The 22,050-nt window shown below is 40.7% G+C and carries 21 protein-coding genes; 12 read left to right on the top strand and 9 right to left on the bottom strand.

The genetic code is table 11. The features are described from left to right. The first annotated feature begins 141 nt into the window (after window positions 1–141). The 7 genes from KJS58_RS12200 to KJS58_RS12170 all read left to right on the top strand — a co-directional run bounded on the left by KJS58_RS12200 (window position 142) and on the right by KJS58_RS12170 (window position 6,510). Window positions 142–639: a hypothetical protein gene (locus KJS58_RS12200; RefSeq protein WP_213532792.1), complete on the top strand. Its 498-nt coding sequence runs from the start codon at window positions 142–144 to the stop codon at window positions 637–639. Window positions 640–653: 14 nt separating this feature from the next. Beyond that, window positions 654–1,142 carry a hypothetical protein gene (locus KJS58_RS12195; RefSeq protein WP_213532791.1) on the top strand — a complete coding sequence of 163 codons (489 nt, stop codon included), beginning with the start codon at window positions 654–656 and terminating at the stop codon, window positions 1,140–1,142. Window positions 1,143–1,225: 83 nt separating this feature from the next. Beyond that, complete coding sequence (locus KJS58_RS12190; protein WP_213532790.1) at window positions 1,226–1,963, top strand: LytR/AlgR family response regulator transcription factor; 738 nt, start codon at window positions 1,226–1,228, stop codon at window positions 1,961–1,963. Then, window positions 1,960–3,273 (top strand): sensor histidine kinase, encoded by a 1,314-nt coding sequence (locus KJS58_RS12185; RefSeq protein WP_213532789.1) that lies wholly within the window; start codon window positions 1,960–1,962, stop codon window positions 3,271–3,273. Before KJS58_RS12190 ends, KJS58_RS12185 begins: the two co-directional genes overlap by 4 nt. A 132-nt stretch (window positions 3,274–3,405) precedes the next feature. Then, the gene (locus tag KJS58_RS12180; RefSeq protein ID WP_213532788.1) at window positions 3,406–4,215 is read left to right on the top strand and encodes an ABC transporter permease; all 810 of its coding nucleotides are present in this window, start codon (window positions 3,406–3,408) and stop codon (window positions 4,213–4,215) included. A 12-nt stretch (window positions 4,216–4,227) separates the two neighbouring features. Next, complete coding sequence (locus KJS58_RS12175) at window positions 4,228–5,790, top strand: hypothetical protein (RefSeq protein ID WP_213532787.1); 1,563 nt, start codon at window positions 4,228–4,230, stop codon at window positions 5,788–5,790. A gap of 48 nt (window positions 5,791–5,838) precedes the next feature. Next, a complete protein-coding gene (locus tag KJS58_RS12170) occupies window positions 5,839–6,510 on the top strand; it encodes an ABC transporter ATP-binding protein (protein ID WP_213532786.1) in 672 nt (223 codons plus the stop codon). A gap of 261 nt (window positions 6,511–6,771) precedes the next feature. Here KJS58_RS12170 and glpX read toward each other — a convergent pair whose 3' ends face one another. From glpX to KJS58_RS12140, 6 genes are all read right to left on the bottom strand, one after another. After that, complete coding sequence (gene glpX / locus KJS58_RS12165; RefSeq protein WP_213532785.1) at window positions 6,772–7,767, bottom strand: class II fructose-bisphosphatase; 996 nt, start codon at window positions 7,765–7,767, stop codon at window positions 6,772–6,774. Window positions 7,768–7,911: 144 nt separating this feature from the next. After that, window positions 7,912–8,571 carry a dihydroxyacetone kinase subunit DhaL gene (dhaL, locus tag KJS58_RS12160; RefSeq protein ID WP_213532784.1) on the bottom strand — a complete coding sequence of 220 codons (660 nt, stop codon included), beginning with the start codon at window positions 8,569–8,571 and terminating at the stop codon, window positions 7,912–7,914. Window positions 8,572–8,583: 12 nt separating this feature from the next. After that, entirely contained in the window at window positions 8,584–9,588 is a 1,005-nt protein-coding gene (locus KJS58_RS12155; RefSeq protein WP_213532783.1) for a dihydroxyacetone kinase subunit DhaK, read from the bottom strand. Further along, complete coding sequence (locus KJS58_RS12150; RefSeq protein ID WP_213532782.1) at window positions 9,588–10,055, bottom strand: RpiB/LacA/LacB family sugar-phosphate isomerase; 468 nt, start codon at window positions 10,053–10,055, stop codon at window positions 9,588–9,590. Before KJS58_RS12150 ends, KJS58_RS12155 begins: the two co-directional genes overlap by 1 nt. Window positions 10,056–10,223: 168 nt before the next feature. Beyond that, complete coding sequence (locus KJS58_RS12145) at window positions 10,224–11,495, bottom strand: MFS transporter (protein WP_213532781.1); 1,272 nt, start codon at window positions 11,493–11,495, stop codon at window positions 10,224–10,226. 28 nt (window positions 11,496–11,523) lie between these two features. Then, a complete protein-coding gene (locus KJS58_RS12140) occupies window positions 11,524–12,657 on the bottom strand; it encodes an MDR/zinc-dependent alcohol dehydrogenase-like family protein (RefSeq protein WP_213532780.1) in 1,134 nt (377 codons plus the stop codon). Window positions 12,658–13,141: 484 nt separating this feature from the next. Between KJS58_RS12140 and KJS58_RS12135 the strand changes: the two genes are divergently transcribed. Both KJS58_RS12135 and KJS58_RS12130 read left to right on the top strand, forming a co-directional pair. Next, a complete protein-coding gene (locus KJS58_RS12135) occupies window positions 13,142–13,918 on the top strand; it encodes a DeoR/GlpR family DNA-binding transcription regulator (protein ID WP_213532779.1) in 777 nt (258 codons plus the stop codon). A gap of 28 nt (window positions 13,919–13,946) precedes the next feature. Beyond that, window positions 13,947–14,714, top strand: a complete 768-nt coding sequence (locus KJS58_RS12130) for an SDR family oxidoreductase (protein ID WP_213532778.1) — start codon at window positions 13,947–13,949, stop codon at window positions 14,712–14,714. A 275-nt stretch (window positions 14,715–14,989) separates the two neighbouring features. Here the strand turns inward: KJS58_RS12130 and KJS58_RS12125 are convergent, their stop codons facing one another. Beyond that, window positions 14,990–15,505 (bottom strand): mismatch-specific DNA-glycosylase, encoded by a 516-nt coding sequence (locus tag KJS58_RS12125; protein WP_213532777.1) that lies wholly within the window; start codon window positions 15,503–15,505, stop codon window positions 14,990–14,992. 220 nt (window positions 15,506–15,725) lie between these two features. Between KJS58_RS12125 and KJS58_RS12120 the strand changes: the two genes are divergently transcribed. Together KJS58_RS12120 and KJS58_RS12115 are read left to right on the top strand one after the other, a co-directional pair. Beyond that, complete coding sequence (locus tag KJS58_RS12120) at window positions 15,726–16,646, top strand: AEC family transporter (RefSeq protein WP_213532776.1); 921 nt, start codon at window positions 15,726–15,728, stop codon at window positions 16,644–16,646. A gap of 297 nt (window positions 16,647–16,943) precedes the next feature. Beyond that, window positions 16,944–17,132 carry a hypothetical protein gene (locus KJS58_RS12115; RefSeq protein WP_213532775.1) on the top strand — a complete coding sequence of 63 codons (189 nt, stop codon included), beginning with the start codon at window positions 16,944–16,946 and terminating at the stop codon, window positions 17,130–17,132. Between the two features lie 77 nt (window positions 17,133–17,209). Here KJS58_RS12115 and KJS58_RS12110 read toward each other — a convergent pair whose 3' ends face one another. Next, window positions 17,210–18,508, bottom strand: a complete 1,299-nt coding sequence (locus KJS58_RS12110) for a serine hydrolase domain-containing protein (RefSeq protein ID WP_213532774.1) — start codon at window positions 18,506–18,508, stop codon at window positions 17,210–17,212. A gap of 398 nt (window positions 18,509–18,906) precedes the next feature. Between KJS58_RS12110 and KJS58_RS12105 the strand changes: the two genes are divergently transcribed. After that, window positions 18,907–20,931, top strand: coding sequence for a S9 family peptidase (locus KJS58_RS12105; protein WP_213532773.1), 2,025 nt, complete (start codon window positions 18,907–18,909; stop codon window positions 20,929–20,931). Window positions 20,932–21,068: 137 nt separating this feature from the next. Here the strand turns inward: KJS58_RS12105 and KJS58_RS12100 are convergent, their stop codons facing one another. Next, window positions 21,069–21,983 (bottom strand): hypothetical protein, encoded by a 915-nt coding sequence (locus KJS58_RS12100; RefSeq protein ID WP_213532772.1) that lies wholly within the window; start codon window positions 21,981–21,983, stop codon window positions 21,069–21,071. Between the last annotated feature and the right edge of the window lie 67 nt (window positions 21,984–22,050).

Raw genomic sequence — 22,050 nt, 5'->3', positions numbered from 1 at the left:
GCAATCGTTCCATTTCTAATATGGCAAATAAACAATCTATTTAAGGCACTATAAATAACGAAGATATTTATAGTATGTATAATTATGGTAGAGTGTTATTGATAGAATCAACTTCACAACTCATTAAAAGGAGGAAAACTGATGCGTATGTCATTTACCGTCCTGATTCTTTTGTTCACTCTCATCCTGTCTGCCTGCACATCTAATGATAGAGATTTAGACGAAGCGATAAAAGTAGCTAAAGTATATAAAATCGCCGAGCTTGAAGCCAATCAACCAAAACCAAATGGAGAAATATCAATGGAGGCTATTGAAGCCAAGGAAGAGGCTATTAAACCGCTGACGAACACTAAATTCTTTGAATCAAATAAGATGAGCCGAGTGTATTCTCGTTCACTCCTCATTGCAAAGATCAAAGAAAGCAAAGTTGTGGTAAGTGATTTGAAATTCACCTCGAAAAATCAGTCGGAGAATGAAATAGAACTCGAGTATTCCGGTCTTATGTCATTTGCCAAAGAAAAAATTGAACTTGAAGGGATTATTACATTATTAAAGGAAGAAAATGAATGGAAAGTAAACAATGATGTGTACAACTTCGAGGATCTAATATCGATCATTGACGAAAATATAGATAATTAAGAAAGGTAGATTATATGAGCCGCTCTGTTTTGTACTATCTGTGGGTAGCTATCATCGGATATCTCTCCGGACCTACCCTCTATACAGCTGTACTGCGATTCTTCTACCAGGAGCCGCTTAGTCAGCAAGAACTGTCAGCTCTTCTAACTTGGTCCATCCCTACCTTCTTCACCGTAGGAATCTTGTTATATCTACTATCCATCATCCTTCTCCGCTCCTTACGTATCTATAATCTACTCACCCAGACGGTGCTGTTTATTCTGGTTGGTATTCTGCCCGCTGCTCTGTTTACACTTGGTGCAGGAATGTTTAGCTATGCGGAGATCTCCTCACTTATCTCTCCAGAAGGTCTGCTCTTTTTACTATTCTTCTCGGGTATTGGAGTGGTCTGCTCCTATGGTGTGTGGGCCCGGCACAAGAATCTTAGTAAATCCCCCTTCTATGCTTTATCCGGGTTGATCATCATTGCTTTTGTAGTCCTTATCGTTGTACCTCTTGGGTAAAAAAAGGGGGTATCCCTTTGCTTCTACGTATCTCTTGTTTACAATGGATACGTTAGTATCAAGAAGTAAAAGGAGGTAGTCCCTTGAATATCCTCATTGCCGAAGATGAACCCCATATTGAAAAGCTGCTTATCTCCTGTGTTCAGGAAGTCTCTCCTTCCGCTGATATTTATACAACAGGGAGGTCCAGCGAGGCGCTCAACATCGCCCGCAACCGAGCAATAGATCTATTTATTCTGGACATTCAGTTAGAAGATTACAAAGGGACACTGCTAGCTCATGAACTCCGTTCCATGGAACGTTATTCATATACACCTATCGTATTTGCAACTGCGCTTGCGAATGAGGAGCTGACTGCATATCGGCAAATCAAATGCTACAGCTTTTTGATCAAGCCTTTTACGAAGGAGGAAGTGATAAACGTACTGCATGATACCATCCGGTACAGCCAGCATTTTGCCTTAGAGCAACGCGTGAAACCTAAAATGCTACATATCGAACAAAAGAGTCATATCTTCGAATATGAACAAGATCTTATTGTATACATTGAATCATTCGGTAAACATCTAGAACTGCATGTGAAGTCTGCACAAGAAAGCTCCATCAGATCTGACCGCATTTCGGGATTATCTCTTAAAAAAATGAAGGAAATGCTCGGTAATGGCACTTTCGTTCAGTGTCATAAAAGTTATATTATTAACACTTCGTATATTTCTAAAATTGATAAGTCCGAAGGCTTTGTAGAACTGACGGGTATAAATTCAGCCATACCAATTGGCAATAAATTCAGAGACGCGCTGATGAACAGAGGCAGCGTATGATTTATTTTCAAATTCTGCTCGACACCATTATTATGCTTGTACTCTGTTATGCACTGGCGGGACAGCCGCTTCGGCTTGAAAAAAAAGTCCTAATGTGGTTCCTTTGCTTTCATGGACTATGCGTATTATTTCGATATCAAGGCTCGAGCATTCCAGGATTTGAGATCAACAATTATGATTTGTTGCCTGTGAATAATCCCTTACTGTTATTTTTGCTATTCCTAGGTGTCTTAATCCTCAACAGTTCTCTAATTCAGCCCTTATCCGATATGAAAACGATCGTGGTGACGTTCCTCAGTTTCCTAACCTGGATTCTGATTCGTACGTTTAGCATTGCTGCTACAGAATTCGTAATAGATCAAGAGGCAGCGTTATTCCCTTATGTCCACCGAGGGGGCACGCTGTTTATAGCGTTAGTGATCTACTATGTTCTCATCATCAAAAGAGGAAATTCTTTTCTTGGAGATTATAGCGGCGTATTTACCAAAATAATGTTGATTCAGTCTGCGCTAGTCGTCTTTGTGATGATAACTTATGCGAATTTTGAAACCTCATTTGTGACTCAGAATTTGTTGTTCATTCTGATTATCTTCTCCCTCGTCATCAGCATGAATCTCTGGATTATTTACGAGCAGAATAAACGATCCCGTCATGAAAAAAGAGTCTCTGCCATAGAACAATACCTCCCCGTCATTGATGAACTGGTATCCGAGGTGAGGGCAAGACAACATGAGTTTCATAATAAGTTGCTAGCTATTCACAGCATTGTGGAGACGGCTCCCTCTCTTCCAGAAGTCCGCTCCCAAATTACGGCCTATACAAAAGATGTCATGATGCAAACCGAGATACGTGAAATCCTACAGCTTGATAGTAAAGTCATCGGCGGGTTTCTGTATACTAAAATAAAGATTGCTGAGCTTAAGAAGATAACACTGACGCCGCATGTTCATACCCTATTTTCTCAGGTGCAGACCGAGGAGCATCAGTTGGTTGAAATCTTGGGTGTTCTGATTGATAATGCAATCGAAGCTTCCTACCCGGGAGATGAGATCGTTGTTAGTGTTACACGGAATCAAGAAAAATCCTTTACGGAAATTACCGTCATGAACCCTCACCCACCTAAATCTAGTACACAACTCATGCAAATGTTCTCAAAGGGGTATACCACCAAAAGTCAGGCACACGGCAATCGCGGATATGGCTTATATAATGTGAAGCAGATTGTTTTACAGCAAAAAGGAAAAATCATTACACGTAATATAGAAATAGAAGGGATCCCTTATCTCTGCATTGGTGTTCAAATTCCATAGAAATGTTAAAGCATAAACAAGGGTTTTACGGGAACGAAAAACGTTCATTCCTGTAAAACCCTTGTTTGTTCCTAATCTATTGAACCTGATCTGTGGACAAGCTATATTGTAGACACTTAAGGAGGTAAGCGCATGAAGAATTTATTGCTTTTGGAGTGGAGAAAGCTGCGATGGCCTGTTCTTCTTAGTATGGTGGGTCTCACCATAACTATTGCTATTTTGAGCGGAACAATATATAAAAGCTACTCGCTTGAACATGATTTAGAAGCTTGGGAAGTGGGAATTGCCATCATCGTTTTTCTATTTCCCTTGATCTCCGTTCTCCCTGTAGGCTGGCTGATGTATTTTGAGAGGAAAGATCAGTTTTTAATGTACACTCTTCCAAGAGTGAAAAAAAGCCGCTATCTGTTATCCAAATGGATCGTCGTTGCAAGTAGTTCATTTCTGATCATGTTCGTTGCTATGTTCATCGGTGTCATTACAGCTCTCTATATTAAACCTAACATTGTACCCGAGTATGGTTTGATAAATCCAGATACGGGAGAGCTCATGCCCAGGCTGGAAAGTCAGCATTTCATGGGGGCCATGTTTGTACATCATCCCTTAACTTATGGATTTTTACTTAGTTTATGGCAAGGGTTATTATCAGCGATTATTGCCACGCTTGGCTTTATCTTGTCTCTATTTATCAGCAATATATTTATTATTCTTACAGGACCCTTCATCTATGTCATTATGGAGAATTTCATCTTTCAGATTCAGCCTCTTAGAAACTCTCTTAGAATCTACCGAATCTATCTTAGTTTTAGCCCTGAATTTTACGATACAGCCAAATACGGATATTGGCCGCTCTTGATCGGACCACTACTTGCTCTGCTCTTCACAGCATTCATTGCATTATATTGTAGAAAAATCAAAAAAATTACGGTCTATCCGTCGTAGGAGGGATTCCGTATGAGAGCTATTTTTCTAAGAGATATTCGTCGTTTTTTATCTTTGAGACTCCTATTCCTGATGCTCGGATGTACTCTATTCAGCCTTGCGAAACGCCGAGGATTCTCACAGTCTTACGATAGCTTTGTGCTATCTATGCTGTCTGATCATTACTACATTACTTTTTTTATGGTTCCTGTGTTTCTCTACATCCTGTTTACCCATCTAGAAATGGATATGGAGTATGTACTGATTCGTTCCAAGAAGTTTGCGTATTATTTTATCGCGAAAGCAGCCGCTATAACTATGAATGTGTCCATTTTTGTTCTGCTTCAACTTGTCGTGTTTCTGGTTGTTGGGATCGGGCTGGAGGTAAACTCTATTTTTCCTTCACCTGATTCGCAAAATTCGTCACTTGAAGTGCTGATTATGCTAAGTCACTATTTTCATTATCCATGGCAAGCTGCGATCGTAACCACACTTTACATGATAATGGGACTCAGTATACTTAGTATTTTTTTCTGGGCACTCCATCACTTTCTGGAGAAAAGGACATTCGCAATCCTTATCATTACACTTTATTTTCTAATGGTGTTTGCCATGAAATCCAAAATTACAGGACTCACCCGAATTCCTTTCATCTTTATTAATAACTACATTATCTTTATGTACAATCTAACGTACCCTTATGGATTGCAAATCAGCTTGATAACACTGGCTATGATTGCCGGAGTTACAGCTTATGTGATTAAGAAACACTGGAATAAGCGTCCTGAATGGAAAATAGCCCTACGAATACCAAGCGGTATTACTTCTTACTACGGTGCTCAGCTCTTTTCAGCTAAAAATGGGGCTATTCTTCTTGCATTCGTTATAGGGTTTGGACTATGGAAACTGCTACAAGTACAGACTATGCCGAATAGTACACAAACTGATTACTTAATCTATGCCTTCTGGGGACATGGACATGGATATATGAACATGCTGGATTGGATTGCGATGATCCTGATCAACGGGGTACCCATTTATCTGCTCGCCCATTTTCTAGAGAACGAGAAAAAAGATCACAGCATTTTACTAACGATACGTCTGCGTTCAAAATGGCACTGGGGAGCCGCAATATTTGGAGTCAGCACTCTCTTCTTACTCATGTATACACTATTGCTAACTGGCGGGCTTCTGCTTCTAGCAAATGTCGGGGGATTCCCTGCGGGTGAAGGCACCCTTATTCCGGGTCTATCGATCGGTATGAATGAACTTATGCTGTATCTTATAGGATCCAAACTACTTGATCTGTTATTTCAGTTCCTATTCCTATTTGTTATCTTTCTATGGACCCGACACATCATCGTTGCCTTCATCGGTATTTTAGTAATGTATGCTCTATACTTATTTCCTTTTTCATGGACAACTTATATTCCAGTCGGCTTATCGAGTCTTGCACAAAATCTCAATTTCACAGCACTCGCTGATTCTTCTATTCCTGGGCTGCCGGGTAAAATAATCATGCTCCTGCTTGGGAGCCTTGTCATCATACCAAGCCTATATGTACTCCTCTTTGGGTACAAGAAACGCTTTCAGTAGAATAAGTGCACCAAATGAAAAATAAAAACAACGAAGAGGTGATATAAAGTGTCAGAGATTCGCGTTGAAGGCGTATCAAAAGCTTTTCATGGTATTAACGTACTATCCGATATCCATCTGGAGATTGAAAAAGGTTCTACCATCGGAATTGTTGGTGCGAACGGTAGCGGAAAATCAGTTCTCTTCAAGATCATCTGCGGGTTCACTGCGCCCGACCAAGGTGCTGTATTTGTTAGGAACAAACGGCTGGGTAAAGATATTGATTTTCCTGAGAATGTAGGTGTCTTTATTAACTCTCCCGGCTATATCGGAATTTACAGCGGATATAAAAACCTGAAATTCCTTGCCGATATCAATCGTAAAATAGGCAGTATAGAAATTAAGAACGCCATGAGACTTGTAGGACTAGACCCTGATCTCAAAACAAAAGTAGCCCATTACTCCCTTGGCATGAAACAGAAACTTGGTATAGCACAAGCTATTATGGAAGGACAGGATATTCTGGTGCTGGATGAACCTTTTAACGCACTAGATTACCAAACCTACAACGATATGAAAGAGATTATCATCAGGTTAAAAGAAGAGAACAAAACGATGCTGTTAACGAGCCATAATTATGAGGACCTCGAGTCTCTATGCGATACGCTCTATATTATCCAAAACGGACAGATGGAACTGTTGACAGAAGAACGTAAAGCCATGTATTTTAAAAGACGATAGATTGATCATTTGAAGTGAACCCTATTGAGTAGACACTTTTTAAAAAAAGGGATACGCCGTATTTAAGCGGCAATGAGATGACTTCGGTATGCTGTATGCTGCAGAAGTCATCTTTTTTATGGGTGTAGAGAATAGAAAAACCCCGAATAGGGCCACTTTCTTAAAGTGTCTACTATTCAGGATTCTGTTCAATGTATGAAACGATTACTTTTCTTTTATGTGGGGGTAATATCGCAAAATAGTGCAAATCCTATTTAATGACTAACCTATTTTGCTGGTTTGCTCGTAAATTTCTAACCCTTCTTCTTCATGATTACCAACAATAAATTGTATATGATTCTGAGAAACAATTAGACTATGCGTTTGCATTTCTTTTTTCTCATTGATTTGTTTTACCCCATCCAAGATAATTCCTTCTGTGACACCTGTTGCACTAAACAAGCAGTCTTCTGATTTCACTATTTCATCAAGTAACCAAATATGCTTTGGATCGCTAACTCCCATTTGTAGGCAACGTTCATATTCCTGCTCGGTTTGAGGCAGAAGCTGCCCTTGAAAATCACCATTAAATCCTTTTTGTGCAACAGCTGCAATTACACCTTCTGGCGCACCGCCAATCCCAATAAATAGGTCAACTTCACATTGTTCTATCGATGTAGCCAAAACGCCTGTGATATCCACTTCAGAGAATAGCTTAACCCTTGCACCTTCTTCGTGTACATCATCAATCCATTGTTGATGGCGCGGGCGGTCTTGAATCATTACTGTTAACTCGTTAACCTGTTTACCTAATGCCTTTGCAACCCGGTGCATATTATCTTTAAGTGAATCTTCTAAGCAAATAGCTCCCTTTGCTTTCTTGCCACATGCTATCTTTTTCATGTACATATCTGGAGCATGCAGCAGTGTCCCTTTAGGCGCAACTGCTAATACAGCTAGGGCTCCATGCATCCCTTTAGAAACAAGGGTGGTTCCTTCAATAGGATCAACAGCTAAATCTACTTTTAATTCTTTACCTGCTCCTAATTCTTCACCTATATAGAGCATCGGTGCCTCATCCATTTCACCCTCACCAATGACAACGGTGGATGCAATCGGTAATTGATTCAACACGTTGCGCATCGCATTTGTTCCCGCTCGGTCTGCCTCTATTTTATTTCCACGACCTATCCATGAATACGTATGAAGTGCAGCCATCTGTGTAACTTTCATAAAATCATTAGTAAAATGCTTAATTTGTACAGTCATTTTCCTCATTCCTTTCAAAAAAGACAATAAAAATCACCCATCCTTAAAAGTATGTTTTGAAACATCATTCAATTAAGGATGGGTGACGACAAAATTACACACATGAATCAATTTCATAACTCGTTAAATCAATTTATAACTCATGAAAAGATATTATGAAATTGATTCACATACAGAAGATTTTACGGTTTGCAGAAATACTTCTAGAATGGCTGCTGCTGATGTTGCTCCTGGATCTTGTGCACCAATCGAACGTTCACCTAAACGACTGGAACGGCCGCGTTTTGAAAGCATATCCTTTGTAGAAGCTGCACCATCTTTAGCGGATTGCACAGCAAGTTCGAACGATTTTATAAAATCGCCTTCTTGCTCAAATGCATCTACTAATGTATTACGTGCTGGAATTAAAGCATCCATCATCGTTTTATCTCCAAGTTCCGCTTGACCGCGCTCTTGAACCCCGTCTACGAATGCCACCCAATACTCCTTCCATGCCGTATCATCTAATACTTCTTTCCCTTTTAGCGCTTTTGCACCACGCATAAAACCTGTAGCATAAAGCGGGCCGACAGATGAACCCACAGCACTCAAAAATGTACGCCCTGAAGTCGAACTTAATTTCACACAATCTTGTTCCTCTGCTAACGGTCCTTCAAGCTGTTCCTTTACTGCTTGCCAACCGATTGACATGGTTACACCATGATCTCCATCACCAAGCTTACGATCAAGCTCGCATAAATAATCTTTTTGTTCTTCTATCATCTCTACTACATTAAATAAGAATTGTTTAAATTGAGTTGCTGATATTTCCATTATTTGCTCCCCCTATCGTTGTACGTACATCGGGCAATCTGCCGCAAAGTCTATCATTTCTGCTAATTCATCATTCAATTTGGCAATGGAAACAGATGCACCCCCCATTTCTAAGGATGTGCTGTAGCTTCCAACAAAAGAACGATGAATATGAATGTTCTTACTCGATAAAATTTGCTCAACTCTTCGGAACATAATATATAGCTCCATATTCGTTGTTGAACCTAAACCATTCACCAGAACAGCCACCTTGTTACCGCTTTCAATAGGCATATCTTTTAAAATATCTTCCACCAAACGATCTACTACTTCATCAGCCGTTTGTAATTTACCCTTTTCAATACCAGGCTCTCCATGATGCCCTAAGCCGATCTCCATCTCATCTTCTGCTAGTTCAAAGCTAGGCATCCCTGTTTGTGGTAATGAGCAAGGTGACAGGCCAACCCCCATCGTCCGAGTCACATCGTTCATCTGTTTAGCTACACGAACAACATCCTCAATGGAGTAACCTTTCTCAGCCGCTGCTCCTGCTGCCTTAGTTACAAAAAATTCTCCTGCAATACCACGGCGCTTATGCATCTCCTTTTTAGGTGCTGAGGCCACATCATCCGTGACAATAACGCATTCTACTTTAATATCTTCCTCAAGATCAGCAATTTCTGCTGCCATGCCGAAGTTCATTAAATCGCCTGCATAATTCCCATAAATATAAACGACACCTTGTCCGTTATCTATTTTTTTGGTTACTTCAACAATGGGATCAGGTGACGGGGATGCAAAAATATTTCCTACAGCCACACCATCAGCCATTCCATAACCGACATATCCCATAAAAGCCGGCTCATGTCCTGATCCTCCGCCAATCAGTACACCTACTTTGTTTGTTTCTTCTTGGCGAACGGCTACCAGCGCTCTTTTATTTTCCTCTAATTGCTTCACATAGTTAGGAAAGGCTTTCACATAACCTTCGATCATCTCATCGACAACATTCGTTGGGTTGTTCATTAATTTTTTCATTACAGCGAAACCCTCCCGTTCATGTAGATCTTTTCTTGTTCCGAAATCTGCTGCACTTTACGGGCAGAATTTCCTCCAGGGAACGTTGAGCTTAAGTACATTTCAACCACTTTTTTTGCTGCTTCAATCCCGATTACTTTTTCGCCTAAAGTAATAATTTGTGCGTCATTACTTTTGCAAGCTCTCTCTGCAGAATAAACGTCATGAGTGGTAGCGGCTCTAATCCCTGGTACTTTACAAGCTGCGATAGCCATTCCTAGTCCAGTGCCGCAAACAAGAATCCCTCTGTCCAGTTTATTCGCCATGATGTCTGTTCCTACCTCAAATGCAACCCCAGGATAATCAATAGCTGTACAATCATCTTGTGAGCCGTAATCTACAACTTCATGTCCTAATTCTTCGATATATTCCCATAAAGCCTGTTTTAAACCGTGAGCATTATGATCTGAACCTAAGCCAATCTTCATGTTACGTCCCTCCCCTTCATTCCTATCTATTTATTTATATTTTTGTTTTCCAAGAATTACAACACTATTTTCACATAATATTCTTTCATTTGTCAATTTTTAAACTTTCGTTTACTTTCGTTTATTATCGATAAAAGAATATAGAATGAATATTCTATTGTTTTTATGTTAGTGAGCTGGAGCTACTTCTGCAGATAATTGTTCTTGCTGTACATCTTTAGGCAGCTTCACAAAAATCATAATGAACGTGCTAATCACATGCATTGCTATATAAGCCCAAATCACACCTGACGCTCCTAAACTTCCAATGAGCGCACCAGCAATAGCGGGTCCTAAAAATGTACTTAATCCAGCCCCTAAATTTAGGATAGACATGGCTGCTCCGCGATTTTCAGGTGCTAGCGACGGTACTAATGCAGAAAGCGGCACATAAGCGGCCAAACACGAACCAAAACAAATGGCTGCAGTGATCGTTAACAAGTAATTCGCACCGAAGAAGTAAGGGAAATAGTAAAGGCAAGCCAATGATACAGCGCAACCTATACCTCCGATCCACATCACGGTAAATTGCCAGCCAATTCGGTCTGCAGCTGCCCCCCAAATTAGATTAAAAACAACATTACTTGCCCATAGTGCTCCATAAATTTGAAGCCACTGTGACATCGTAAATCCTGAATCAATCATATAAGCAGGTAGAAATACGACCAGTCCATATGCACCGGCTGTATTGATCGCGCGTACAATTCCGCCCAGTCCAACTTTGGGACGTTCAAAAGCAATGGTGATCCCCTTAGTTATTTGCTTTAACGCCTGTTTTATAGTTAACTCTGTTTTCTCAATATCAGTCTTGCATAATAAAATACCAAATATAGAGCCGATTGTTGTGAATGCCAAGGCACTCCAAAGGGTATTCATTTCTCCTAAGATTGGTAACGCAAAACTAGAATAATAAGCTCCGAGCATATTTAGTCCGCCCGCAAAGGACACCCAAAACCAGCCTACAGCCGTACCCAGTCTTTCAGCCGGTGCATAGTAAGTAATCCATACTAGAAAAGAATAAGCAAATAAAGGATAACCAAGACCACGCAGTGCATAGGTTGGTAACATGACCGATAAATTCATCGTTGGAATACCAACGGTTAAGAAAACCAAGGTACCCAGTACGAATAGGACAAGCCCGGTAATCATCATTTTACGGGGACCATAAATTTCAGCTAATACTCCCGACAGCCAAGATGCAAAAGCAACTGCAATCCCATAAAAACTTAATAGGGTTGCTACCTCTTGTACTGTCATGTTATTTTGGGTCAGATAGGTTGAAAGCCAACCTTGTTCTAATCCATCACCGATCATAAAAATCAAAACACCCAAGTAACCCATCATCATTTTTCTGTCCATACCTAGTTTTCCAACTGATACAGCTTGCAAGTTCGATTTCATACAAGGTTGCCTCCTAAGATGTGCTGGTTTATAGATTTGGATTTAGAACAACCTTTAACGAATCGCGTCCACTCTTCACTAATTCAAATCCTTTTTGATACTCTTCCAGAGGTAGAATGTGGGTTACAACGCCTTCTGTCGGCAAGTCCCCGTTACTAATCCCTTTAATAACTGGTTCATAGCAGTATGGACCAAGATGAGATCCCAAGACATCTAGCTCTTTACGGTCTGAAATAATAGACCAGTCCACCGTTACTGGGTCTTTAAATACACTAAATTCAACAAAACGGCCTAACTTACGAATAAGCTTCAGTCCTTGTTCAACCGATTTTTGAGCACCCGTTGCTTCAATATATACGTCACATCCATACCCATCTGTTAAATCGTTAATGATTGTATAGATATCATCTTTCGCCGGATTCAATACCATATCTGCCCCGAACTGTTTTGCCAATTCTAAACGATCTTCAAATAGATCAAGTACAATTAACTTGGATGGTCCGGATTTTTTAATGGCACCAATCATTCCTAGACCTAATGTACCTGCACCTGCTAAAACAACTACATCTTCCAGTTCAATTTTGGCTCTTTGTACTGCATGATAAGAACACGCATATGGCTCAATTAAAATAGCTTTTTCGATAGGCAACTCGGTAGGAACTTTATAGTTAATTCCTTCCTTCGTAAATTTCATATACTCTGCCATACCGCCATTCACATTATTTTGGAACCCATATAGATCATGTTTTTGACACATCCAGTATTGACCACGCTTACAAAAACGACATTCTTCACAAGGAACGATCTGTTCCGAAATGACGCGATCACCTAATTCAAAATCATCCTTCACATTCTCTCCGATAGCTACCACATGACCAATAAACTCATGCCCCGGAATCATCGGTGCTTTAATATATGCCGGCTGATCCGCATCCCCCCAGAAACTTGGTGCACCGTCATATGCTTTTGCATCACCTGCACAAATACCGCATGCTTCTACTTTTATTAGAATTTCTCCTTCTCCAACTTTCGGTACCGGAACTTCCTCTAAACGATAATCACCAGGTTCATATGCAACAACTGCCTTCATTGTTGTAGGGATATCCTTCACACTTTTCACTACTTTTTCAACTACGACTTCATTGGTTTGAATAGTACTCATTTATTTTCTTCCTCCTTCGTATGATTAAAAGCGCTTTCATTCTTTTGCTTGCTTTATATTACCATCTATTTTTTCGAATTTCAATGTTTTATTTTTGTTTTCTTTTGTTTATTTTCTTTTCTTTTCATAATAAAAGAAATCGTTTACAGTATATATAGGCCTGTATTTCTTTTTAAGTTCATTGACGTGTTTATTCAAAATATAGTTTTTCTTATTCGATCTAGCAGCATCATCATATTTAGGGGGGTGTTTAATAGATCACTGTTTTTCCATACAGACTCTGTATATATTTATGATGAATCTCTGTTTTATCTTATTTTAAGACTAGAGTATGGTATGAATATGTTGTAAAATGATTTATGCAGAGACTTTTTTTGTAATTTAATTATGTACACGAAATATTCCCGTTCTCTTTTGTTTCCGCTGTATTGACTATGTTATTATGAAAAAACAATAATAAATAATAAAAAACAAAAGGTGAGATATGAAAAAGATTTTTGCTCAGGAACGTCATAAAATGATTTTAGATAAATTAGCGCAACAAAGTAGTGTCACTATTAAAGAACTTGCTTCTTCATTGAATGTATCTGAAGCAACATTACGTACGGATTTAACCAAATTAGAACAACAAAATCTATTACGCAGGACGCATGGTGGTGCCATTTTAGTTGATCCTAATGAACTAGATACTAGCTTCTCAACAAGACAATTGAAAAATAAAGATGAGAAAGTTGCGATTGCAAAAGCTGCGATGAAAACGATTTTAAACAATCAATGTATTATGTTAGATGCCAGCTCTACTGCATTAGAACTTGCACATCAACTAAAAGATTCACCTTATCGACTTACCGTAGTGACGAGCGGCTTAAAAGTAGCGATGGAACTCAATGATTCCCCTCAGATTACAGTCATTTTATTAGGAGGGATCGTTAAACAAGGTTCTTGTTCACTCGAAGGGACACTCGGAGCGGAAATATTAAATAAAATCCATGTGGATCAACTTTTCACATCTGCCAATGGTTTTTCAGAAGAAGCGGGGTTTACAGACTTTAGCGTTTACGAGGTAGAACTGAAAAAAAGAATGGTGAAGGCTGCAACGAAAACAACCGTTTTACTTGACCATACGAAGATTGACCGCAATTCCATTGCCGCCTTTGCCGAAATCACGGATATTGATACTTTCATTACAGACCAACCTGTTTCCGACAAATATTTAGAATTATTTAAGAAGCATCATATAGAACTCATTGTTACTGATTAACTCATTACTTAAAAAGCGAGGGATATATATGAAATTCACGGGATATGACAAAAGCTTTAGCATTGAGGATAAAGTAGCTATTATTACAGGTGGAGCAAGTGGTATTGGTTATGCTGTTGCTCAATTATTTTTAGAAAAAGGTGCTTCTGTTGCACTCTTGGATTTAAAAGACGATGTTTCAGAAATTGCGACTGCTTTACATACCTCAAAGGCCATTGGTCTATCATGTAATGTGACAGACAATCAAAGTATGGAAGAAGCCATTCATCAAGTGCAGTCTCATTTTGGTAAAATTGATATTCTTGTAAACTGCGCTGGCGTTGTCTTCTTAGATGATGCAGAAAATATTTCAGATACGTACTGGCAGAAAACATTAGATATTAATGTAACAGGTACTTTTAAAATGGCACAAAAAGTTGGAAATATTCTCATCAAGCAAGGCACCGGTGGGAAAATAATCAATTTAGCATCACAAGCCGCTTTAATTGCACTGGATAATCATGTTGCTTATTGTGCAAGTAAAGCCGCTGTCTTAGGCATTACCCGTTCTCTTGCATTTGAATGGGCACAATTTAACATTAACGTGAATGCAATTTCACCAACCATCATCTTAACCGAACTCGGGGAGAAAGCTTGGGCTGGAGAAGTAGGCGAAAAAGCGAAGAAAGAAATCCCTCTCGGTCGTTTTGGTTATCCGGAAGAAGTGGCAGCTGTAGCATTGTTCTTGGCATGCGATGCCTCCAATATGATTACGGGTGAAAACATCGTCATGGATGGAGGTAACACTATTAAATAAACAGGGAGTTTTACCATCCCCCTGTTCATTTGAAATGCAGCAAAGATCAATAAATCAAATTATAAATTACACCGCATAAAGAGAGGCTTATCCAGAAAATTTACTAACACATCTGGGTAAGCCTCATTCTATAGCTATTTACTCAACTCTTCTGATATGAACTCCCATTCTTTAGATACTTACTTCATTTTTTCGAATGTCTCGCAGGAAGCTCCTCTCTACACAGCTACAGTACGATTCATCCCTATACCGAGGTCTTCATCATCGCTAGCACCTTATGTATCGTCATGCAAGAAAAAAAGATTCAGCTCTCGGTAAATCTCGATAATCTGTTTCATCGGCATACGCACTAGCCCGCTTGAAGAAGGCGCCACGAATTCATGCATCCCGGCTAGAAAAGGCTCTGGCTGAAACCCCCAATTGACTTTCGTCCTTTTCGTGTACTGCGTGTAGACCCCTTTTCCTACAAAACAAGCCACTTCCGGGCGATACTTCTCAAGCTTCTGCTTCAAAATTTCCCGACCTTCTGCATACTCTTCCTTCGTTATATCATCTATGCCGACGGTTGGTCTTGCCACAATATTGGTAAAACCATATCCCAGCTTCAGCAGATCCTGATCTTCTTTTGCCTCATACAGGCGCGGGGTCAGTCCCGATTGATGCAAGATCCGGTAAAAGTTATTTCTCGGATTGGCATAATGATGTCCGGTCTCGCCTGACTTAATACTCGGATTAAAGCCGATAAATACAACCTGAAGCCCATGCTCCAGATGATCGGATATGGGTTCCATCTGATATCCTGCTCCTTTATTTCTTGAGTCTGCTTGATAAATCCTAATGTTAATAGATTACCCAAGCGAGTCTAAAGATAACGTAGTTCGTTAATTAATACTTACAAAGAACCGTTCATTTCCCGTCCCACAATTCTACCAAGATGCTATAATGTAACAAGTGTTTCTGAAATATTCAGAAAAAATGTGAACCTTTTTATAGAAAGAAGCTGACAAACTTATGATTTTAGACATCTTGCTTGAAGTTGTCCTGCCCGTATTTGTACTGATTGGGGTAGGCTCATTAATGCAGCGTGTGTTTGAACTCGATCTATATACACTCGCCAAAATTAACTTTTACTTTATTACTCCGGCTGCCGTGTTTATGAGTATGTATTTATCGGAAATGTCCGGTGAATTGCTTGGAACGATAGCCCTCTTTTATGCAATGTACTCCCTTATTCTCTATTTAATCGGCTGCATTGTGGCGAAATCATTCAAGTTCAACAAAGGAATGAAAGCTGCTTTTAACAACAGCATCATGCTGGACAATGCAGGAAACTACGGTATGCCCATTAGTGCACTTGTATTCAAAGGCGATCCGCTTGCCGCTTCGATCCAGGCTTTTATTATGTCGATGCAGAGCTTGCTGACGTTTACATATGGGGTGCTTTCGATTCAAGGGGCGCAGCTAAAAGGGAATTACCGCAGTCTTGTTGTCGGTTTTCTTAAAATGCCTGTCCCTTACGCCCTGCTGCTAGGTATTCTATGGAATGCACTCGATGCACCGCTTCCTACTTTTCTGTCGATGCCGTTAACTTACGCTCAGCAGTCTATGGTTGCTGTCGCGCTGTTGACCCTTGGAGCACAAATTGTAAAATATCCGCTTAGACTAGGACGGATCACCGTATATGTCAGTATGTTCATTCGTTTGCTAATAGCTCCTGTAATCGGCATTGCACTTGTATATCTTCTCGGTCTGGAAGGAATGACAGCACAGGCCCTCATCATTGCTTCGGGTATGCCGACTGGCGTTAATGCTTCTATCCTGGCAGAAGAGTACCGGAATGAACCTGACTTTGCTGCTCAAACCGTTCTCATTTCTACACTATTTAGTGTCGTAACGCTGATTGGACTCATTGCCATTGCTCGTACTTTTTAATCGCTTGGCAAGCTCGTTTGCTCCAAGCGATTGGCATGTAAAATGTTAAAAAATCCTCTTCCCGTTTAATGGGAAGGGGATGTAATAGAAGTCCAACATCGTACCAAACAGATGTTGGACTCTTTTTTTCTATAAATAAAAAAAGAGTAATACAAAATCCCCATCACTTTAAAGACATATAGTGTACGATTTCAGCAATTCTTTTATGGATAATTTTTACAGTAAAATGCTATACTAAATAAGGATTTAGTCAATCGTGTTTTAATGTCTCACATTTGATCTAAAGGAGCTAAGCTGATGAAATTGCTAACCATGTATCAATTAGCAAAATGGATATGTATTCTATGTGTAGGTACGCTCATATTCAATGGTTTCTTGTATTATCAATTTCAAAAGCAAGAACTCCTGTACAGTCTCGTTCCCGCCATTGTGCTAGCCTTAATTACAGGTATGTTCTTACTCACTGCAGCTAATAAAAAGGCTTGAGCATTTCATAGTAAAAAGCGTCTCCCATCCGTTAGGTTAGAAGACGCTTTTTACTATGATTTTTCATTATTCTCTTTTCACGAAAAAACCTTCATACACACATTCTTCCACTGGATTGCTTCTTGTTCCCGATGCGCCTCTGCAAACTCCTCTGCAATCGCTTCAAATTCCCCTTCTATAATAAGAAGAGAATTGGGACTTCGTGTCGATACCATCCGCTCATAAGCAGCCACTGCCTGATCTACCCCTTGATGGACCATTACTTCCGCAAGAGGTCTTGCGATGGCATAAGGAAGATCTTCCGGTTCTTCCCCAAGCACAATATCCATCAGCGTTCTGTTCAGCACCTGTAACCCTATATGATCAGCATTACACATTAGAATTACCGCAGATCCCGTATCCGGCAACAAAAGAAAGTTCGAACGAAAACCTGTATCTCTTCCGCTGTGAGATAGTACTCTTGCTCCCTTATAGTCACCCATAAACCAAGCACAGCCCACATCACTCATCTGCCCGCCCCAACCTGTCTCTGCATGTGGTGACCACATTTCCTGATAACTTTTTCGGTGTAGGATCGGTGTGAACTTTGTGAAAGGAGCGCTCTTCCCTGCTGCACCAGAAGCTGCCAAATGTACAAGAGCCGCCTCGCACATCTCCTCTGCACTCGAAAGAAGAGTCGAACTTGGCCCATGAGCCCGGTGATAAGGGAAGATCTGGCTCACACATGTCCTGTAGCTTCCTTTTGCATCAAAAACATGGGGACTCGCGATCTGCTCTGGATTTACATTCCGTTTATAAAAATCACTATGGTTCATCCCCATCGGATTCAAGAGATATTCTTTCATATAGGACTCAAAAGATAACCCCGAAATTCGGCTGATGAGATGACCCAAGATTTCATATCCGATATTGCTGTAACCGAACTGCTCTCCAGGAGCCGCATCCAGGCTCTTGTCACGAATCCCGCGTACATAATGCTCAAGCGCATGTTCTTCATATACAGGAGAATGCCATTCATAATCCTCTTCATCCGGCATGCCGGAAGTGTGGCTTAGCAGCTGGCGAACCGTAATCTCACTCGCCCTGTCATCCTTCATCAGAAAATAAGGAATAAGATCTGCGATCTTACTGTCGAGAGAAATGGCTCCCTGCTCTACAAGCTGCATGACTGCACTTGCTACAAAGGTCTTCGAGACGGAAGCCGTATGAAACAAGGTGTCCCCTTTTACGGGTTCATTTGTCTCTATATTTTTTACACCATAGCCGTCTGCTACGATGATTTCATGTTGATGGACAATGCCGACAGCAAGCCCAGGCACACCTGTATTTTTCATAAATTGCTGGATGATCTGATCTGCTCTTTGTTTCTTTGTCATTAATATTTCTGCGTTCATTCTTCCTCCGATTTCTGGCCCTAACTATGGCAATGTATCTGTATTTTTTCCGTTTTTCTGTACTCGGTGGACTCGCTCTGTAAACTTGCCGTTTTGGTTATAAAGGATCAATGGGTACACCCCTCTTCGTTTTTTTAGTAAATCTTACTTTAGTAATAATATACGGATTTACATTTTATGGCATTGTATTAAATAGATATAATAAAACTCTACGAATCGCCTCCACCAATACGATTCCCCTATATATAAGGTTGTGAAGTAAGAAACATCTACGATAAAATAGGATGATATTCATTTATATGGAATCTTTATACTTTATAAATCGTCATTAACAGCACTACCTGTAGAGAAACTTACATAAGTAAATGGAGGACGAATGAATGAGTGAACAACGCGTCATTACTGCCGAAGATCTGTACCGCCTAGTCTGGACCAGTGATCCATCCGTATCCCCAAATGGTGATCGTATTGCCTATGTATCTAAAAAGGTCAATCCGGACCGAGATGGTTATCACTCTCATATCCGCATACTTGAACGAAACAGCCACGAGGATATGCCTTTTACCAATGGAGAACAAGATAGCAATCCTCTTTGGTCTCCCGATGGGAGCAAGCTGGCCTTTTTACGTAATAAAGAAGGGCAACGTCAAATTTGGACAATTGCTGTAAATGGAGGAGAAGCGCAGGTTGTTACCTCTGCCAAACATGGGGTCAGCGGATATCAATGGTCACCGGACAGTTCGCAGCTGCTGTATCGCAGCCAAACTCCTTCTGCGAAAGAAGAGTCTTCTATAGAAACCGATATAAGTAATACATCAAAGACCTCCCCTCCTAAACCGTTGGAAGAAGAAATTATAGATCGCTTGCGGTACAAAGCAGACGGTAGCGGACGGTGGAATGGCCGTAGATCTCACTTGTTTGTACATACTCTTGGAAATACGGAAGCAAATCAGCTAACAACAGGTGATTACGATATTGGCGATTTTTGTTGGTCACCGGATGGAAGTCAGATTGCATTCACTTCGAGTATAGCGGAGGAACATAGTCTAGAGGACCTCGATCTCAGTTTAATGAATGACGTCTATGTCATGACAAATAGCGGAGAAAATCGCCGTAAATACACATCGTCCAATACCACCATTTATTCGGTTTGTTTCTCTCCAGATGGACACTCTTTAGCCGTGTTTGGAAGTGATCATTCCCACCTCAATGCCACTCATGCCGGACTGTACATCCGATCTTTAGATGAAGATGCAGCTTGGACACCGTTAACCAAGTCATATGATATCCAGCTAACGAACTCCATGGTGTCAGATATGCGTTCCGGTATTCGTTCCAATGGTCCTGTATTTAGCGAAGATGGTGCCTACATTTACGCTCTTGTTACTCGTGAAGGCGGCGTTAATCTAGCAAAGATTTCCGTATACGGCGAAGGATACGAATGGGTATCGTACGGTAAGCGAGATATCTATCAATTCGAATTGTTGAGAGGCGGCCATTTCATCCTCGCAGCAGCAGACCTGACTCATCCTGGTGATTTATATGAATTGAGCCCTGAGACAGGTCAAGAGAACCGGCTTACACAGCATAATGAACAATTACTAAACGAGCTGATCATTGCTACTCCCGAAGAGTTCCAAATGGAAGCTTCTGATGGCGCTTTTCTTCAAGGATGGATTATGAAACCAACAGGTACGAAAAAAGGAGACAAAATCCCGACAGTGCTTGAAATTCATGGTGGTCCGCATGCCATGTATGGATACACCTTTATACATGAATTTCAGTTGCTCGTGGCAAGAGGATACGCGGTAATCTACACCAATCCGCGCGGCGGGTATGGATATAGCCAAGAATTCGTAAGCAGTGTACGAGGCGATTATGGCGGAAGAGACTATCAAGATTTAATGGAATTTACCGATTATGCGGTTGCACATTATGATTATATTGACGAAAAAAGACTACTCGTTACGGGAGGAAGCTACGGCGGTTTTATGACAAACTGGATAGTCGGTCATACGAATCGCTTTAAGGCAGCGGTAACGCAGCGTTCCATCTCCAACTGGATTTCATTCTATGGGGTAAGCGACATCGGTTTCTTCTTCACGGAAGATCAGATTGGCGGGAATGTGTGGGAGAATACGGAACTACTATGGAAACACTCCCCGCTAGCTTATGTTCACAAAATAGAGACACCGCTCCTTATTTTACACGGTGAGGAGGATCTTCGCTGCCCGATCGAACAAGCAGAGCAGCTGTTTAATGCCTTGAAACGTTTGGGTAAGAAAACACAGTTTATTCGTTTCCCTAAAGCAAACCATGACTTATCGCGCGGCGGTCATCCTGGACTTCGGGTAAAACGTCTGAATCATATTGTTCGCTGGTTTGATGAGCATAAAGATCTGTAGAGCCGTATCATAAATCAGTTACTTAAACATAAGGAATCATCCCCTCTTTTAACCAAATAAACGAAAAAAGACAGCCAGAACAAATCTTGTTCTGGCTATCTTCCTTTTATAGAAACACATCGTACCTTGTCATGCTTCTAGATCAACTGTTTGCCTGCTCCAGCTATAATTTGTTTGACCTTCATTTCCAGGCTGATGATGCTCTCTTTCTGGGCAACAATCTCCCCCGCAATCGTTGCGAGCTTTGTTAGCGAGGCGAGCACTTCTGCGCCTTCTTTCTTCTTCACAATGACATTGAAGTTTTTCATTTCTGCGGTGAATCGTTTTTTCGCCGCACTCATATTGCTTTTCGTAGATTTGATCTGCACTTTTACGGGGTCTTGTTGAGCGAGTGAGTTTTTCACCTTTTTGACCGCTTCATCACGGGTTTTCTTTGCCGCGCTAAGCTTGGCCTGCTTTCTTCGAATATCTTCTTTTGCCAAGGTAACCGCTACTTTTGTCGTATCCACTTGTGCTTTTACGGCAGCAGTCAGTTCCTTGTTTTTTATTTTTCGAGCGAGAGCCAGCTCTTTGGTGAGTGAAGAGTATAAGGTGAACAGCGGTTCATATCGTTTCTTGGTACTCGTCACATCTTGATTAAGTGTCGCGATTTTGTCTGCCTGATGCTGCTTTAACTGAGTACGCAGTCTAGCTTCCGCTTCTTTGTTCTCATAATAGATAGCTGAGGTCTGCTGTGAAAGCGTAGTATCTTTTTGCTGAAGACTAACAAGATTGGCTTCTTGCTTCGCCAAAGCCTGGGCGATCGAAGTCGCTGACGAAGTTTTTGTCTGTGCGAGCATCTTCTTACCGGTAATGGACAGTTCAAAACCGGCTGCTTCTACAGACGGCATTACCGTCATCGTCACGAGCAAACTTCCAGCGAACAAGGAGATGACTCCTTTTTTACACATAGATAGTAACCTGCTTTTTCTGTCCCTAGTCTTGTTCCTATTCCGCTCCAAGAGACTACTCACTTGTTCCTTCTGCCTGCTGCATTCCTTTTCTTTTATCACTTGATTACCTCTTTTCCGGATCAACATAAACGCAAAAAAAACCGCAAGAAGAGGCTGATTCGCCTTC

This window comes from Paenibacillus sp. J45TS6 (genome assembly GCF_018403285.1).
Lineage (GTDB): Bacteria > Bacillota > Bacilli > Paenibacillales > Paenibacillaceae > Paenibacillus.
The sequence above is the reverse complement of the archived record's forward strand: the minus strand, read 5'-3'. Positions and strand labels throughout refer to the sequence as shown.